We start from the raw sequence: 16,748 nt of genomic DNA, 5'->3' as shown, positions 1-16,748 counted from the left end.
CGATCAGTCGCGGACGGGTCTCATTTCGAGCCGTTCACTTCTTGTCCATAGCCGTTCAGCCGTTTCTCGATGGTCTGCGTGTCGAGGGGACCCGACACACGCAATGCCCGCACGAAAGCTCGTCGTCGCAAGGCGGCGCTCAGGCACTCGCTCGTCGGGTGGACCCACGCGCCCCTCCCCGGGAGCACGGCCCTCTCGTCGATGACGAGGTGGGATTCGCGCGCGACCACCCTGAGGAGGTCGGATCGGGGAGCACGCGTGCGACATCCGACGCACGTTCGTACGGGTTCCATCTTACCCCCTCGTCGCGTCTCTCCGGACGCGACCGTCCCGTGCCGCGATCAGTCCTCGAGCACGGAATCCGGCTGGATGTCGATCTTCGCGCCCGTGAGCTTGGCTGCGAGGCGGGCGTTCTGCCCCTCCTTGCCGATCGCGAGCGAGAGCTGGTAGTCGGGCACGAGAGCGCGCACGGCCTTGATCTTGGGGTCGAGGACGAAGCTCGAGGTCACCTTCGCGGGCGAGAGGGCGTTCGCGACGAAGGCCGCGAGCTCGGGGTTGAAGTCGACGATGTCGATCTTCTCGCCGCCGAGCTCCTCCGTCACCGCGCGCACGCGACGTCCGAGCTCGCCGATGCACGCACCCTTCGCGTTGATGGCGGGGTCCGCGGTGCGGACCGCCATCTTGGTGCGGTGCCCGGCCTCGCGCGCGAGCGACACGATCTCGACGACGCCGCTCGCGATCTCGGGGACCTCGAGCGCGAAGAGCTTGCGCACGAGGCCAGGATGCGTGCGGGAGACAGTGATCGACGGCCCCTTCGTGCCCTTCGACACGGACGTGACGTACACCCGGATGCGGGAGCCGTGCCGGTACTCCTCGCCCGGCACCTGCTCCTCCGGAGGCAGGATCGCCTCGACGGAGCCGAGGTCGACGTGCACCATGCGCGGGTTGGGACCCTGCTGGATGATGCCGGCGACGATGTCGCCCTCCTTGCCGCGGAACTCGCCCAGGACGGCGTCGTCGGCGATGTCGCGCAGCCGCTGGCTGATGACCTGCTTGGCCGCGAAGGCGGCGATGCGTCCGAAGCCCTCCGGCGTCGACTCCTCCTCGCCGATGACGAGGCCCTCGTCGTCCAGGAGAGGCACGAAGACGGCCACGTGGCCGGTCTTGACGTCGAGCTTGGCCCGCGCCCCCTGGGGAAGCTCCCCGTCGGGCGACGTGTGCTTCGCGTACGCGGTGATGATCGCCTGCTCGATGATCGCGACGAGCTCTTCGAAGGGGATCTCCTTCTCGCGCTCGACAGTGCGAAGCAGTCCGAGATCGATGTCCACAGTGGCCTCCCTCTTCAGTTCTTGCGGGACGCGACCGCTCGTCCCGGCATCCCACATACGTTACCCGATGAGGCACGACGGTTATACTCCTCGCGCCTGGAGAGGTCGTCCCCGCGACCTCAGGCGAGGAGAGGAAGCGCGCTCGATGGAGAGCTTCTCGTCGTCGACCGGACGCGGCACGCAGATCGGCTCGCTCGTCTCGCCGACATCGTTCGGTACGCCAACGACACGGACTACGGCCTCGCCGAGGGAGCACGCACGCCCGGGGCGGAAGGGATTATCGCTCAGCGGGTCGGCCAGGCGTGCCAGATGCGGTCGAGGTAGTCGCGCACGGCACGGTCCGAGGAGAAGAACCCGCATCGGGCGACGTTGAGGATCGCCGAACGCGTCCAGCCGTCGAGGTCGGCGTAGGCGGCATCCACACGCTCCTGAGCCTGGACGTAGGCCGCGAAGTCGCCGAGGACCATGAAGCGGTCGTCGTACAGCAGGTTCGAGACGATCGGCTCGAACACGGAGCGGTCACCGCCCGAGAACGCGCCGGAGGCGATGAGATCCATGGCACGGCGCAGACGCTCGTCCGACTGGTAGAGCTCGGCGGGACGGTAGCCCGCCGCCCATCGCGCCTCGACCTCGGGCTCGGTCATGCCGAACAGGAAGAAGTCGTCGTCGCCCACGAGCTGGCGGATCTCGACGTTGGCGCCGTCGTCCGTGCCGATCGTGAGCGCGCCGTTGAGCGCGAGCTTCATGTTCCCGGTCCCGGAAGCCTCCTTGCCGGCAAGCGAGATCTGCTCCGAGAGGTCGGCCGCGGGGATGATGCGCTCGGCGAGCGTGACGTTGTAGTTCTCCGGGAACAGCACGGTGAGCCGCCCCTCGAGCCGCTCATCCGTTGTTGACGACCTCGCCGACGGCGTTGATGAGGTGGATGATCCGCTTGGCCATCGCGTAGCCGGGTGCCGCCTTCGCGCCGAACAGCACCGTGCGGGGCTGCAGATCCGTCACGGGCGTTCGCCCGGACACCACGCCCTCGTAGAGGCTCACGACGTGCAGGACCTTGAGCATCTGCCGCTTGTACTCGTGGAGCCGCTTGATCATGACGTCGAGCAGGTGGGTCTCGTCGATGCCGCGGCCGCCGCGGGCACGCAGAACCGCGTCGAGGCGGCGCTTGTTCGCCACCTTCACGGCCGCGAACCGCTCGCGGAACTCGGCGTCCTCGGCGAGCGCCTCGAGTCCCCGCAGCCGCTCGAGGTCGACGGTCCAGCCTGCGCCCAGCGCCTCCGTGATCAGCGCGGACAGCTCGGGGTTCGCCAGTCTCAGGAATCGCCGGGGCGTGACGCCGTTGGTGACGTTCGTGAACTTCTCCGGCCACAGCTGCGCGAAGTCCTTGAGGACGTTGTCCCGCAGCAGCTGCGAGTGCAGCTCGGCGACGCCGTTGACCTTCGACCCGGCGACGGTGGCGAGATAGGCCATCCGCACGGACCGGTACGGGTGCTCGCCGATGATCGACATGTTCCGGATGAGCAGCTCGTCATCGCCGAACCGCTCGCGCACCTCCTCCAGGAAGGCGTCGTTGATCCGGTAGATGATCTCGAGGTGCCGGGGCAGCAGCCGCCCGAGGAGATCGACCGGCCACACCTCGAGCGCCTCCGGGAGAAGGGTGTGGCAGGTGTAGGCGAAGCACTGCTGCGTGATCTGCCACGCCGCATCCCACGACATCCCCTTCTCGTCGACGAGCACGCGCATGAGCTCGGGCACCGCGATGACGGGATGCGTGTCGTTCAGCTGGAAGATGACCCGTTCCGGCAGGCGCGACAGGTCGAAGTCCTCGGGCAGCACGGTGTCGACGAAGTCGGCGATGGAGGCGGCGACGAAGAAGTACTGCTGCTGCAGACGCAGCTCCTTGCCCTGCGGCGTGGAGTCCTCCGGGTAGAGGACCTTGGAGATGTTCTCGGCGTAGGTCTGCGAGCGCACCGACTCCTCGTAGTCGCCCGAGTTGAAGATGCGCAGGTCGAACGCGTTCGTCGCGACCGCACGCCAGAGCCGGAGGGTGTTGACGCGCCCGTTGTGGTATCCGGGGACCATCATGTTGTAGGGCACAGCGACGACGTTCCACGCCGGGATCCACCGGGTGCGGATCTCGCCGCCCTCGTCGGTCACGGTCTCGGTGTGGCCGCCGAAGCAGATCGTCTGCGCCGCCTCGGGGTGCGGGAAGTCCCAGGGCGATCCCATGCGCAGCCAGGCGTCGGGCTGCTCGACCTGCTCGCCGTCGACGAAGGTCTGACGGAAGATGCCGTACTCGTAGCGGATCCCGTACCCGATCGTCGGCACGCTCATGGTCGCCAGCGAGTCCAGGAAGCAGGCCGCCAGCCGCCCGAGGCCGCCGTTGCCGAGTCCCGGCTCGACCTCGATCGCCCGCAGCTCGTCGATGTCGATGCCGCACTGCGCAAGCGCGTCGGTCGCGATCTCCGTGAGGCGCGAGGCCAGCAGGTTGTTGTCGAGCTGCCGGCCCAGCAGGTACTCGGCGGAGAGGTAGCAGACGGTCTTGGCCTGCTGCTCGCGCTGGCGTGCCTGGTCGTCGAGCCAGCGTGCGACGAGGTAGTCGCGCACCGTCCCGGCCAGGGCGAGGTAGCGGTCGTTGACGTCGGACGCCGAGAGGGCGACGCCGAGATCGAAGTTCAGGTTCTGCAGGAACTGTTTGACGAAGCCGTCGACCGAGGCCGGTGGGGCGATCACCGGCGCGACGGCGAGCGGGTGCGTGGCACGGAGGGCGGAAGCGGCGTCGGATGCGTTCTCGGGCACGAGACGACGATATCGAGCCGAGCCGTGCGGAGGGGACGAGCGCGACACTCGCCACGCGAGGTTTACATGCCCGTCACGTGACCGAGCCGTCCCGCCCCCGTGCGCGGACACGTCAGCGCGGGATCGCGAGGAGCTCTCCGAGGTGCCGATCGATCTGCGGGATGAACTGCGAGTCGATCGCGAAGAGCCCCAGGTGCCCGGACACGTCCTCCACCACGCGCAGCTCGCTGCCGGGGACGAGCGACTGCTCGGCGGCGCAGTCGCGCACCGGGAAGAACATGTCCTCGCTGATGGGCATCACGAACATGGCCGCGGTGATCCGGCCGAGGGCGGCGGCGAGGTCGCCTCCGGTGTGACGCGAGACATCGCCGCGCTGCCACTTCCACGCCATGGCCAGCAGGTCGTTCGGGTCCATGGCCGTGAAGTACGGCTCGAGGAAGTCGCCGAGGAACGCCTCCTTCGAGGTGAAGCCGAGCGCGGCCCACCTCTCCTGCTTCCAGAACTCGGTCGAGAAGCCCATGATCGCCCAGATGTGCGCGTGCCGGACGAGGCCGTCGTGGACCTCCTCGTGCGAGGCGTACTCTCCTCCGTTCCAGCCGGGGTCGGACCAGATCTGCTCGTTGAGGGCCTCGGTGAACAGGAAGTCGTGGGGCGTGTTGCGTGCCGTGCCGGCGATCGGCGCCGCCCGCAGCACCTTGTCCGGGAAGCGGACCGCCCATTCGTAGGTCTGCTGCGCACCCATGGAGCCCCCGACGACCAGGGCGAGACGGTCGATGCCGAAGTGCTCCCGCAGCAGCCGCTCTTGCGCGACGACGTCGTCGCCGATCCGCACGTGGGGAAAGCGCGACATCGACACCGACGGGTCCGTGGCGTTGTGCGGCGACGTGGAGAGGCCGTTGCCGATCTGGTTGACGCAGACGATGAAGTACTTCTCGGGATCGAGCGCGTGACCGGGCCCCACATAGGCATCGGCCCAGATCTGGTGCGTTCCCGAGTACCACGTCGGGATGAGGATCGCGTTGTCCTTCGCCGCGTTCAGGGTTCCCCAGGTGCGCACCGCCAGTGAGCAGTCGGGGATGACGCCACCCTCCTCTAGCTCGAGCCGTCCGATCGAGACGAGCGTGAAGTCCTTGTGCACCTCGGGCGAGTAATACGGGTTGTCGATCATGGTGTCCACTCCTTCGTGGTCCGACCCGGCCGAGCGTCGGGTCGTTCCCACTCTGGTGGCACCGCGCGCGTCACGACACCGACACTCGATCGCAGGTGCGTGCGCTCTCCCCCGACGAACGACGGGGTCAGCGCGCGGCGACGTCCAGCACGCGCGACTGGCGAAGCCGCCACAGCAGGAACGCCGTCCCGAGCCGGGTGCGTCCCAGCCCCGTGAGCGGGTCGAAGCCGAGCGTGGCCACGATCGACTCGACGCGCGCCGACAGCGTGCTGGGGTGGATCCCGAGATCGCGCGCGGCCTCGCGGAGAGAGGTCGTGCGCACGAGCGCATCCAGGGTGCTCTCCCCCCAGCTGTGCGCCGCGACCCGCGACACGCGTTCCTGATCCGGACCGGCGAGGCCGCGTTCGAACTGCTCCGCGAGCATGACGGCCAGGCCGCCGAGGTCATCCGCGCGCACCGGTGCCGCGGAGCGCCCGTCGTGGAGCCGTACCGCCACCAGCGCGGTGCGGTACGAGACCGGGAGCTCCGCGACGGACGCCGCGACGCCGATGCCGACGGGCGCGCCCGCGGGCTCCGGCACGGACTCGCCGATCACCGCGACGTGCACGGGACCGGCCGGGGTGGCGACGACGTCCTCGATGCCCTGCGGGTGCCGTTCCCACGCGGTGAACAGCGGTGCCACGACGACGCGGAAGCGCGCATCCGTCGGCAGGAGCAGGCGGGCCGCCGCGGCCAGCCGCTCGCCCTCGGCGACCTCGGCATCCAGGACGACGGCCAGATCACGACGGCGCGCCCCCTCGGAGAACGGGTCGACCCGCACGCGGATCGCGAGCGCGAGCCGTTCGAGCACGAGCGCATCGTTCGCATGCGCCGGAGCCTCGCCCTCCACCCACACGCGCAGCCCGTCCAGATCGTGGACGCAGCGGCGGGAGACGCCGACGTCCGGCCCCAGCCGGTCGCCACGGCGATCGATCCGCTCCACGCGGCCCTCGTACTGGGCACCCACGACGCCGCCGCAGAGGGCGGCCGCAGCGGCGAGCAGAGCGCGCGTGGGCACGTTGCCGCTCATGAGCTCATCGAAGCAGGCGATCACGCGGAGACTCTGTCGAGCTTCGGGATCGAGTGCCCCGAGACGGCCCAGCAACTCTTGCATCCGCCCTCCTTCGCGCCGTCTCATTATGGCCCTTCGCCGCCGCGACCGGGTGCTCCTTCTCCGCGCTTCTCAGCCCACGAGCATGCGCTCCACCCATTCGCGACGCGTCCGGATCATTGCGCGGGCGATCGTGGTGTGCGGGGCGAAGATGTCGCACGCGTGGAAGGCGCCCGGCCAGACGTGGAGCTCTGTCGGGACCCCCGCCGCCCACAGGCGCGCCGCGAACGCGACCGTCTCGTCGCGGAACACCTCCGCCGTGCCGACGTCGAGATACGTCGGCGGGAGCCCCCGGAGGTCTTCCGCCCTGCCCGGAGCCGCCGAGACGGGCACCTCGTCGGTGCCGGCGCGTTCGCCGAGGTACGCGCGCCATCCCGTCATGTTGCTCACCCGGTCCCACACGCCGACGCCGTCGAACTGCCCCATCGACGCGGTCGCGCACCGGTCATCGAGCATCGGGTAGTCCAGGAGAAGACCCGCGCACCGCGGGCCGTCGCGGTCGCGCGCCAGCAGTGCGACGGCCGCGGCCAGCCCCGCCCCCGCGCTCGCCCCGCAGATCAGCAGCCGCCGCGGATCGACGCCGAGCTCGGCGGCGGCGTGCACGACCCACTCCAGCGCGGCGTAGCAGTCCTCGGCCGGGACGGGATAGGGATGCTCGGGAGCGAGGCGATAGTCGATCGTGATCAGTCGCAGACCGAGCTCCTCGACCATCGAGAGCATCACATCCATTCCGCTGAAGCGGTCGCCGAACATGAGGCCGCCCGAGTGGAAGGCCAGGATGCCGGCGAGCGCCGTCCGCTCGTCCGTCCCGCGCGGCGAGACGATCGATGCGCCGAGCGCCACGCCGTCGGCCGCGGCGAACGAGAGATCGCGCACGTCGACGGCACGCTCCGCGAGCAGCTCCTCCCTCGGCCCCGAGGCGTAGGAGCGCCGCATGAACGGCACCAGCTCCGGGGTGATCGTCGGAGGGAAGGAGCCGCCCACGATCGCGAGCGCTGCGCGCAGCTCGGGATCGATCCGCTCGAGGGTCATCCCTCATTGTGCGCACAGCGCGCCCCGGCCCGAGTCGCGACGCGCGTGTCACCCCCTCGAGCGAGGGCGGGGGCCGACGCATCGTGCGGGACGGCCGCATCCGGAGCTCGGACGCGGCGTTCGTCAGCGGCGCGTGGCCGTCCGGGTCACCGCGTGCGGAGTCGGGCAACCGCCGCTGCGACGGAGAGGGTCTCTCGGTCGCCGCTGCGGCGGTCCCAGAGCTCGACCTCGCCGGCCGCGGCGCCTCGTCCCACGATGACGATCCGGGGAACGCCGACGAGCTCGGCGTCGCCGAACTTGACCCCCGGAGAGACCTTGGGACGGTCGTCGTACAGCACGTCGAGCCCGGTCGCCTCGAGGTCGGCCGCGAGCTGCTCCGCGAGGCCGTAGGCGACGTCATCCTTGCCGGTGGCGATGACGTGCACGTCGAAGGGCGACACCGAGGACGGCCAGATCAAGCCCTTGTCGTCGTTGTTCAGCTCGGCGATGATCGCGAGGATGCGTGTGACGCCGATGCCGTAGGAGCCCATGGTGACGGTCACGAGCCTGCCGTTCTCGTCGAGCACCTTCAGGCCGAGCGCCTCGGCGTACTTGCGGCCGAGCTGGAAGACGTGACCGATCTCCATGCCGCGGGCGAGCGTCACCGGGCCCGAGCCGTCCGGGGCCGGGTCGCCCTCGCGCACGCTCGCCGCTTCCACGTAGCCGTCGGCGTCGAAGTCGCGGCCGGCGACGAGCGAGTGGACGTGCTTCTGATCGATGTTCGCGCCGCTGATCCAACGGGTGCCCGGCGCGACGCGCGGGTCCAGCAGGTAGCGGATGCCGGTGGCGGACTCCTCGCCGAGGATCGCGCCCTCGGGCGACCAGGGCCCGATGTAGCCCTTCACGAGCAGCGGGTGCCTGGCGAAATCGGCCTCGTTCGCGGGCTCGACCGTGGCGGGGGCGAAGGCGACCTCGACACGCTTGTCGTCGATCTCGCGATCGCCCGGGACGCCCACCACGACGAGCTCGCGCGTACCGTCGAGATGGGTGAGGGCGAGAACGACGTTCTTCAGGGTGTCGGCTGCCGTGTACTCACCGTCGAGGGTCGCGTTCGCGTGGGCGACGAGCGTCTCGATCGTGGGCGTGTCGGGGCTGTCGAAGACGACGGGTGCGGGGAGTCCGTCGAACGGGATCGGCTCGGGTGCCGTCGTCGTGTAGGCCTCGACGTTGGCGGCGTACCCGCCGGCCGAGCGCACGAACGTGTCCTCCCCGACCGGGGTGGGGTGCAGGAACTCCTCGCTCCGTGAGCCGCCCATGGCTCCCGCGTCGGCCTGGACGATCACGTACTCGAGGCCCAGCCGCTGGAAGATGCGCTCGTACGCGTCGCGCTGCGCCTGGTAGCTCGCCTCGAGCCCGGCGTCGCTCGCGTCGAAGGAGTACGCATCCTTCATCGTGAACTCGCGTCCGCGCAGGAGCCCGGCGCGCGGCCGGGCCTCGTCGCGGTACTTGTCCTGGATCTGGTAGATCGTCAGCGGCAGGTCCTTGTAGGACGAGTAGAGGTCCTTCACGAGAAGCGTGAACGCCTCCTCGTGCGTGGGCGCGAGCAGGTAGTCGCCGCCCTTGCGGTCCTGGAGACGGAACAGGAGGTCGCCGTACTCCTCCCAGCGCCCCGTTGCCTCGTACGCCTCGCGCGGCATGAGCGCCGGGAAATGCACCTCCTGCGCGCCGGCGGCGGCCATCTCCTCGCGGATCACGGTCTCGATCTTCGCCTTCACGCGCAGCCCGAGCGGGAGCCACGCGAAGATGCCCGCCGCCTGCGGGCGGATGTAGCCGGCGCGGATCAGCAGCTTGTGGCTGGCGACCTCGGCGCCCGCCGGGTCTTCGCGGAGCGTGCGGAGGAAGAAGTTCGACAGACGTGTGACCACGAGGCACAAGTCTACGGATGCCGCGGCGCGCCCACGGACGCCCTCAGGGCAGCTGCGCGTCGAGGAACGCGAGGTACGGTGCCGCGAGCGGTGCGAGCGCGCGCGCCTCGAGCCCGATGTTCCCGCGGAAGACGATCACGTTCGGTCCGTCGCGGACCACGAGCGCGGGCGCGTATCCCTCCCAGCGTGCATTGTCGCTGGCGAGCACTGCCTGCGGCACACCCGGGATCTGGATCTGCTCCGCTCCCTGGCTCGTCGTGATCTGATCGAAGTACTGACCACCGCCCGGGACGACCTCCACCCTTGCCTGCGTCGTGATGAGCTCGCCGCTGGGCGGGAAGATGGCGTCGGCATCGATGAGGCAGCTGGTCTCATAGGGCGCGGTTGCCCGTTCGGGCGTCGCCTCCGTGGTCTGGCTGTCGTCGGTGGACGCGCTAGAACCCCGCATCGTCGCATTGATGTCCCCGAGCGGCGTCACCGTGGCTAGCTCGTCGCACGTCGGAAGCGGCCACCAGCCGACCGCCCGCTCCGCTGCCCGCGGCGGCGAGGCGGCTGACACCGACAGCGCGAGCGCGTCGATCAGCCGCTGCATTCCGTCCTGTGTCAGCGCTGCAGCGGATGCCGATGCCGAGGCCGAGACCCAGACGCCGCCCTGGACGAAGGTTTCGCTGCACGAGGTGTACGCGCCGCCGACAGTGCACGTCAACGCGGACTCCGGCGCATCGGACGACGCCGGATAGGCGTAGACGGTCAGCGACGGCGTCGCGTACGACGCGCCATCCCACCAGACGCACTCCAGGCCTCCGGCGAGCGCGTCCTGCGGGCTCTGCCAGAGCTTCGGCTGCACGGGCATCGCGACCCCGAACTCCGCTGTCAGCACGTCGGCGCCGATCATGGCGCCGCAGTCGCCGTCGAAGAGGGAGCGTGCCGTCGTCGGGGTCGAGGTCGGGGAGGCGCTCGGCGTCGAGGACGGCGTCGGGGACGGCGTGTGCGAGGCGGAAGGCACGGGACTCGCGGTCGTGATCGGTGAGGCGGCCGGCATCAGCGTCCCGAGCGTGACGGCGGTCACCACCGCGCCCACGAGCACCACGGCGGCCGCTCCGGAGAGCGCCTGGATTCGTCGCGTGCGGGAGCGCCTCATCCGCGCCGCGCCGGCGGTCACCGTCTGCCGGAGCTCGTCGCGCTCTCGCTGCGAGAGCGGAGTGTCGTTCACGCCCATGACTCCTCCATCGCCGTCATCTCCTCGCGCAGCCGCGACTTGGCACGTGCGAGCCGCGACTTCACGGTTCCTGCAGGGATGCCGAGCGCTTCGGCCGTCTCCCGTTCGGCGTAGCCCTCGAGGACGACGAGCACCACCACGCTGCGCTCCGCCGCCGGCAGCTGGGCGAGCGCTGCCATGACGCCCGTCTCGTCGCCGGCGGACGGGGCAGGGACCTCGCCGGCTGCCGGCGTCCGGTGCAGGAGCGCCCGATACCGCCGTGCCGAACGTTCCAGGTTGCGGCAGGCATTGGCGAGCGTGACCAGCAGCCACGGCAGCGGCGAGCCGTCGACGACGCGCACGGACGAGCGTCGTCGCCACAGCTCGAAGAACGCGATGGCGACCGCGTCCTTCGCGTCCTCACGCTCGCTCAGCAGTCGGCACGCGTGCCGGAACAGCCTCGACTCGTAGCGGTCGAACAGCGCCCCCAGCGCGGACTCGTCCCCCGCACGCACCCGCGCCCACAGCGCGGCATCATCGTCTCCCACACTCTGTAGTGTCCGGCATCGCCGGATCGGTTCACGCCAAGTCCGTTCACCCGTGCACCGAGCCCCGAGCCCCGAGCCCCGAGCCCCGAGCCTATTCGCGCCGATTTCGTGCAAGCGCAGCGCCAATACACGCGCGAGCTGCACGAAATCGGCGCGATCGCGTGACCGAGCGGCGAGCGGGAGTCAGCGTTGGCCGATCAGCAGCCAGCAGGCGTCGGGAGGGCAGCAGTCAGCGGGAGGGCAGCAGGCGTGCCCGCGTGGGCCGCAGCCACCGCGCGACACGTACCGCGGCCGGCGCGGCGCGTGCCCGACCGCGGTCAGGCGGTGACGACCTGCGCGGTGCCCAGCGGCGCATCGGGGCCCATCTCGGCGGCGATGCGGTTGGCCTCCTCGATGAGCGTCTGCACGATCTCCGCCTCGGGGACGGTCTTGACGACCTCCCCCTTCACGAAGATCTGGCCCTTGCCGTTGCCGCTCGCAACGCCGAGGTCGGCCTCGCGCGCCTCACCGGGACCGTTCACGACACAGCCCATGACGGCGACGCGCAGCGGCACTGTCATGTCCTTGAGTCCCTCGGTGACGCTGTCGGCCAGCGAGTACACGTCGACCTGCGCGCGGCCGCACGAGGGACAGGACACGATCTCCAGCTTGCGCTCGCGCAGGTTGAGGGACTGGAGGATCTGATGCCCGACCTTGACCTCCTCGGCCGGCGGCGCGGAGAGCGAGACGCGGATCGTGTCGCCGATCCCCTCGCCGAGCAGGATGCCGAACGCCGTCGCCGACTTGATCGTGCCCTGGAACGCGGGGCCCGCCTCGGTCACGCCCAGATGCAGCGGCCAGTCGCCCATCGCGGCCAGCAGCCGGTACGCCTGCACCATGATCACCGGGTCGTTGTGCTTGACCGAGATCTTGAAGTCGTGGAAGTCGTGCTCCTCAAACAGCGACGCCTCCCATCGGGCGCTCTCGGCGAGCGCCTCCGGCGTCGCCTTGCCGTACTTCTGCAGCAGCCGCTTGTCCAGCGAGCCGGCGTTGACGCCGATGCGGAGCGAGACGCCCGCGTCCTTGGCGGCCTTCGCGATCTCGCCGACCTTGTCATCGAACTGACGGATGTTCCCCGGGTTCACGCGCACGGCCGCACACCCCGCGTCGATCGCCTGGAAGACGTACTTCGGCTGGAAGTGGATGTCGGCGATGACCGGGATCTGGCTCTTCTTCGCGATGATGTGCAGCACGTCCGCGTCGTCCTGGCTCGGCACCGCGACACGCACGATCTCGCATCCGGATGCGGTGAGCTCGGCGATCTGCTGGAGGGTCGCGTTGATATCGGTGGTCTTGGTGGTGGCCATCGACTGCACGCTGATGGGGGCGTCACCGCCCACCAGGACCTTCCCGACCCGGATCTGCCGGCTCTTGCGTCGCGGAGCGAGGGTGTGAGGGACGGCGGGCATCCCGAGGTTCACTGCTGGCACGCCACCAGCGTACGCGTCCGCGGCCGGGTGGGCGCTGCGAGGCCGAGCCCGCGCGCATGTGGTAATTTCGGCGCATGCTCGCGAACCGCTCCTGGTGGCACACCGCCTGAGGCGGTGTGTGTGCGACACAGACCGCCCTCTCCCTCCGAATGGGCGGTCTTCTGCGTTGCGGCGGCCGCTCCTCGACGAAAGACCGATCATGACCGGCACCGCCTCCGCCCTGTTGACCGCCCTCGAGCTCGGCGATGAGCCCTTCGCGCTCATCGCCCGTGAGACCGGCTGGGTCGAGGTGCTCACGGGTGACGTGGTCGACGTCGAGCTGCTGGCCGACATCCCGCTCACGGATGCGGCCGGCTCGGCTCGCGAGGTGCTCGCCCTCGTGCCGTTCCGCCAGGTGCGCGAGCGCGGCTTCGTCTGCCACGACGACGACGCGCCGCTGCGCTGCCTGGTCGTGACCGAGCACCGACGGCTGCCGCGCGCCGAGGTGATCGGCGCGCTCCCCGGCATGCAGATCCCCCTCCGCGACGCCGGGTTCGACGTGAGCGACGACGCCTACGCCGACATCGTGCGCACCGTCATCGCGGACGAGATCGGTCGAGGCGAGGGCGCGAACTTCGTCATCCGCCGCGACTTCACGGCGACCGTCGACGCGCCCGCCCGCACCGCTGCGCTCACCTGGTTCCGTGCGCTCCTCGAGCATGAGAAGGGCGCGTACTGGACCTTCGTCGTCGTCACCGACGGGCACGTCGCGGTCGGTGCGAGCCCCGAGGCGCACGTGGGCGCCACCGGCGGGATCGTGTCCATGAACCCGATCTCCGGCACCTTCCGTCATCCCACCGGCGGGGCCACGGTCGAGACGCTGTCCGAGTTCCTCTCCTCCACGAAGGAGACGGAGGAGCTGTTCATGGTCGTCGACGAGGAGCTCAAGATGATGAGCGCCGTCTGCAGCGACGGCGGGCGCATCACGGGCCCGCACCTCAAGGAGATGTCGCGGCTCACCCACACCGAGTACGAGCTCGAGGGGCATTCCGCGATGGACCCGCGCGACATCCTCCGCGAGACGATGTTCGCCCCGACGGTGACCGGCTCCCCCATGCAGAACGCGTGCACCGTCATCGCTCGGCACGAACGCACCCCCCGCGGCTACTACTCCGGCGTCGCGGCGCTGTTCACTCCGAACGAGGGGGGCGGCCACGACCTCGACGCCCCCATCCTCATCCGCACCGCCTACCTCGTGGAGGGTCGGCTGCGGGTGCCGGTGGGCGCGACGCTCGTGCGCCACTCCGACCCGATGGGCGAGGTGAGCGAGACCCACGGCAAGGCCGCCGGCGTCCTCGGCGCGATCGGGGCGGTGCCCCGCGACGAGGCCCCGGTGCGCGAGGACGACCCGGACGAGCCGGCCCCGACGCCGCGGCCGCTGGCCGAGGATCCCGGCGTCGCGGCCCTCCTCGCATCCCGCAACGACCGGCTCGCCGCGTTCTGGCTCACGCCGCAGGACGCGCACCGGGAGGGGCCGTTCGCGGGCCGCACGGCCGTGGTGGTCGATGCCGAGGACCGCTTCACGACGATGCTGGCGCACCAACTGCGTCACCTCGGGCTCGAGGTGGCCGTCGTGCCGTGGGCCGATGCCACGGCGGAGGCGCTCGCCGCAGCCGACCTGGTGGTGTCCGGGCCCGGCCCCGGCGATCCGCGAGACCCCGGGTCGGCGCGCATGCAGCGGATGCGCGCCGTCGTCGACGATCGGATGTCCACCGGACGCCCGATCCTGGCCGTGTGCCTGAGCCACCAGATCCTCAGCGATCGGCTGGGGATCGCGCTCGTGCCGCTCGATCGACCGCACCAGGGGCTCCAGAAGACGGTGGACGTGTTCGGTGAGCCGGCCTCCATCGGCTTCTACAACACCTTCACGGCACGGGTTCCGGCAGGGACGACGCGTGTCGGACCGGCCGAGGTCTCGGCCGACCCGGTCACGGGCGATGTCTACGCGCTGCGCGGGGTCGGGTTCGCCTCCGTGCAGGGCCACCTCGAGTCGATCCTCTCCCGCGACGGGATGGCGACCCTCGAGCGCCTCGTGGCCCACGCGCTGACGCCCGCGGCGGTCTGAGCGCCGCGGGGTCAGACCGCCGCGGGGGTCAGAACAGCGAGATCGGGTTGACGAGGTCGGCGACGATCAGGATGCCGCCCATCACGATCAGCGCGATGACGACGACGAACGTGACCGGCACGAGCTTCGTCGCGTCGACGGGCTTCGCGACGGTGCCTCGGAGCTTTGCGACCGCGCGCTTGACCCCGTCCCACAGGGCGACGACGACGTGCCCGCCGTCGAGCGGCAGGAGCGGGATCAGGTTGAACACGAACAGGGCGATGTTCAGGGATCCGAGGAGCCCGAGGATGAACGCGAGCCGGTCGAGGACCGGCGCGTCGGAGGCCGCCACGTCGCCGGCGATCACACCGGCGCCCACGACGCTCATCGGTCCGTTCGGGTCCCTCTCCGCGCCCGTGAACAGCGACACCGCCGTGTCGTAGACCTTCACCGGCAACTGGACCATGATGCCCGCGACCGCGCCGACGTTCTGGAAGGCCGCCTCGGCGCCCGCCCAGATCGGCTGCCGCTCCCGCTCGGAGACCGGGCGGATGCCGACGAAGCCGACCTGCGTCGTCGCTCCCGATCCGGTGCTCGCCGCGTCGACCGCGGCGGGGGTGAGGCGAAGCGTCTGCTCGGAGCCGCCGCGCTCGACCACGACGCTCAGCTGCCGGCCGGGCGAGGCCTGGATGATCGCGGACGCATCGGCGAAGGTCGACACCGCGGTGCCGTCGATGGAGAGGATGCGGTCGCCCGGCTGGAGGCCGGCCTGCGCGGCCGGCGTCGTCGTGCTCGAGCAGTCCGTCGAGGTCGTGCTCGTGGGCACACACGTGCTGAGGCTCGAGATCGTCGTCGTCGCGGTCTGGACGCCGAACCCGCACAGCACGATCGTGAAGAGCACGATCGCCAGCAGCAGGTTCATGAGCGGGCCGCCGAGCATGATGATGACGCGCTTGTACACCGGGAGCCGATAGAACACCCGGTCGTCGTCGGCGCCGATCACGGTCTCGTCGTTCGCGAGACGCGCATCCTGCACCATCGTCGCGAAGAACCGGCCCGGCGCGTTGCCCGCCGCCCGTGCGGCCTCCTCGCCCGCCGCCACCGCGACCGCCTCGCCGTGCTGACTCGACGGCGGGTACATCCCCGCCATCGAGATGTAGCCGCCGAGCGGGAGCGCCTTGACGCCGTACTGGGTCTCGCCGTAGCGCCGCGAGAAGAGGGTCGGGCCGAAGCCGATCATGTACTGGCCGACGCGCACCCCGAAACGCTTCGCGGGCACCAGATGCCCGACCTCGTGGAGCGCGATGGAGACCGCGAGCCCGACCACGAGCACGACGATGCCGATGACGAAGGCGATGACGGTCACCGTCCCACGCTACCGATGATCGCTTTGAACGAGCCGTGTGCCGGTACCCTCGTTCCATGCCCTCCCCCGCCGCTCGCCCCCTGTCGGGGCGGCAGCGTCGAGCGCTGCGCGGTGGCGTCTCGAGCGGCGTCGCTGTGCTGCTGGCAGCCGTCTCGCACTCGGTCGGCGGCGGCCTGCCGCCCGACCTCCTGCTGGTGATCGCCGCAGGACTGCTGGCGTGGCCGGCGGCGACGCTGCTCGCAGCGTCCCGGCTCGGCCTGCCGGGCCTGCTGCTCGGCTCGGTGGTGGCGCAGTCGATCCTGCACGTCGGGTTCGCCCTCACCGCGGGCGCCGAGCCCGTCGCGGGCGGCGGTGCTCACCACCACGCGGAGCTGGTGCTGGGCCCCGCGGGAACGTCGCTCTCGCTCCCGGACGGCAGGATGCTGACGGCGCACGCGATCGCGGCGCTGCTCGCCTTCGTGGTGCTCGGCTTCGGACGGCGCGCCGTGGGCGTCGTCCGGCGCGGCGTGCGCCTGGCGGCGCGGCGGGTCGACGTGGCGCACCGGTCGCCGATCGCCGCACCGCGACCCGCGACCGCCCTCAGACTGGACGGCGCCGATGCGGTCTGGACCGCCGTCCTCCGGCGACGCGGACCGCCGCTTCGCTCTCTCCCCACCGCGTCCTGACCGGACGCCCCCGTGCCGCCGGCCCCCGGCGGTGCGTTCGC

At 70.7% G+C, this 16,748-nt stretch carries 12 protein-coding genes and 1 pseudogene; 2 read left to right on the top strand and 11 right to left on the bottom strand.

Annotated features, from left to right (window positions below):
• Positions 1 to 20 precede the first annotated feature (20 nt).
• The 10 genes and pseudogenes from QE381_RS00795 to ispG form a co-directional block, all read right to left on the bottom strand.
• Positions 21 to 293, bottom strand: a complete 273-nt coding sequence (locus QE381_RS00795; RefSeq protein ID WP_307214615.1) for a YlxR family protein — start codon at positions 291 to 293, stop codon at positions 21 to 23.
• Between the two features lie 48 nt (positions 294 to 341).
• Positions 342 to 1,328 (bottom strand): transcription termination factor NusA, encoded by a 987-nt coding sequence (nusA, locus tag QE381_RS00790; protein ID WP_307214614.1) that lies wholly within the window; start codon positions 1,326 to 1,328, stop codon positions 342 to 344.
• Positions 1,329 to 1,612: 284 nt separating this feature from the next.
• Positions 1,613 to 4,058: pseudogene (locus QE381_RS00785) on the bottom strand (glycogen/starch/alpha-glucan phosphorylase).
• Between the two features lie 178 nt (positions 4,059 to 4,236).
• Positions 4,237 to 5,292 carry an alpha/beta fold hydrolase gene (locus tag QE381_RS00780; RefSeq protein ID WP_307214613.1) on the bottom strand — a complete coding sequence of 352 codons (1,056 nt, stop codon included), beginning with the start codon at positions 5,290 to 5,292 and terminating at the stop codon, positions 4,237 to 4,239.
• Positions 5,293 to 5,419: 127 nt separating this feature from the next.
• Positions 5,420 to 6,445, bottom strand: coding sequence for a helix-turn-helix domain-containing protein (locus tag QE381_RS00775; RefSeq protein WP_307214612.1), 1,026 nt, complete (start codon positions 6,443 to 6,445; stop codon positions 5,420 to 5,422).
• Positions 6,446 to 6,514: 69 nt separating this feature from the next.
• Entirely contained in the window at positions 6,515 to 7,474 is a 960-nt protein-coding gene (locus tag QE381_RS00770; protein WP_307214611.1) for an alpha/beta hydrolase, read from the bottom strand.
• A 146-nt stretch (positions 7,475 to 7,620) separates the two neighbouring features.
• Positions 7,621 to 9,378, bottom strand: a complete 1,758-nt coding sequence (locus tag QE381_RS00765; RefSeq protein ID WP_307214610.1) for a proline--tRNA ligase — start codon at positions 9,376 to 9,378, stop codon at positions 7,621 to 7,623.
• A gap of 43 nt (positions 9,379 to 9,421) precedes the next feature.
• Entirely contained in the window at positions 9,422 to 10,591 is a 1,170-nt protein-coding gene (locus tag QE381_RS00760) for a hypothetical protein (RefSeq protein WP_307214609.1), read from the bottom strand.
• Positions 10,588 to 11,124: an RNA polymerase sigma factor gene (locus QE381_RS00755; RefSeq protein WP_307214608.1), complete on the bottom strand. Its 537-nt coding sequence runs from the start codon at positions 11,122 to 11,124 to the stop codon at positions 10,588 to 10,590. The genes QE381_RS00760 and QE381_RS00755 overlap by 4 nt, the downstream gene beginning before the upstream one ends.
• 317 nt (positions 11,125 to 11,441) lie before the next feature.
• Entirely contained in the window at positions 11,442 to 12,572 is a 1,131-nt protein-coding gene (gene ispG, locus QE381_RS00750; RefSeq protein WP_307220355.1) for a flavodoxin-dependent (E)-4-hydroxy-3-methylbut-2-enyl-diphosphate synthase, read from the bottom strand.
• A 220-nt stretch (positions 12,573 to 12,792) separates the two neighbouring features.
• Between ispG and QE381_RS00745 the strand changes: the two genes are divergently transcribed.
• Complete coding sequence (locus QE381_RS00745; RefSeq protein ID WP_307214607.1) at positions 12,793 to 14,697, top strand: chorismate-binding protein; 1,905 nt, start codon at positions 12,793 to 12,795, stop codon at positions 14,695 to 14,697.
• Between the two features lie 28 nt (positions 14,698 to 14,725).
• Here QE381_RS00745 and QE381_RS00740 read toward each other — a convergent pair whose 3' ends face one another.
• On the bottom strand, positions 14,726 to 16,042 hold the full coding sequence (locus QE381_RS00740) for an RIP metalloprotease (RefSeq protein ID WP_307214606.1): 1,317 nt from the start codon (positions 16,040 to 16,042) through the stop codon (positions 14,726 to 14,728).
• A gap of 56 nt (positions 16,043 to 16,098) precedes the next feature.
• Here QE381_RS00740 and QE381_RS00735 point away from each other — a divergent pair, with 56 nt between their 5' ends.
• Positions 16,099 to 16,707, top strand: a complete 609-nt coding sequence (locus QE381_RS00735) for a hypothetical protein (RefSeq protein ID WP_307214604.1) — start codon at positions 16,099 to 16,101, stop codon at positions 16,705 to 16,707.
• Positions 16,708 to 16,748: the final 41 nt, after the last annotated feature.

It is taken from the genome of Microbacterium sp. SORGH_AS_0888, assembly GCF_030818905.1.
GTDB lineage: Bacteria > Actinomycetota > Actinomycetes > Actinomycetales > Microbacteriaceae > Microbacterium.
The sequence above is the reverse complement of the archived record's forward strand: the minus strand, read 5'-3'. Positions and strand labels throughout refer to the sequence as shown.

Bases quoted from the DNA above. Each gene is read 5' to 3' on its own strand.
- QE381_RS00795 (WP_307214615.1), bottom strand. From the start codon at position 293: ATGGAACCCGTACGAACGTGCGTCGGATGTCGCACGCGTGCTCCCCGA.
- QE381_RS00780 (WP_307214613.1), bottom strand. From the start codon at position 5,292: ATGATCGACAACCCGTATTACTCGCCCGAGGTGCACAAGGACTTCACG.
- QE381_RS00775 (WP_307214612.1), bottom strand. From the start codon at position 6,445: ATGCAAGAGTTGCTGGGCCGTCTCGGGGCACTCGATCCCGAAGCTCGA.
- QE381_RS00770 (WP_307214611.1), bottom strand. From the start codon at position 7,474: ATGACCCTCGAGCGGATCGATCCCGAGCTGCGCGCAGCGCTCGCGATC.
- ispG (WP_307220355.1), bottom strand. From the start codon at position 12,572: ATGCCCGCCGTCCCTCACACCCTCGCTCCGCGACGCAAGAGCCGGCAG.
- QE381_RS00745 (WP_307214607.1), top strand. From the start codon at position 12,793: ATGACCGGCACCGCCTCCGCCCTGTTGACCGCCCTCGAGCTCGGCGAT.
- QE381_RS00735 (WP_307214604.1), top strand. From the start codon at position 16,099: ATGCCCTCCCCCGCCGCTCGCCCCCTGTCGGGGCGGCAGCGTCGAGCG.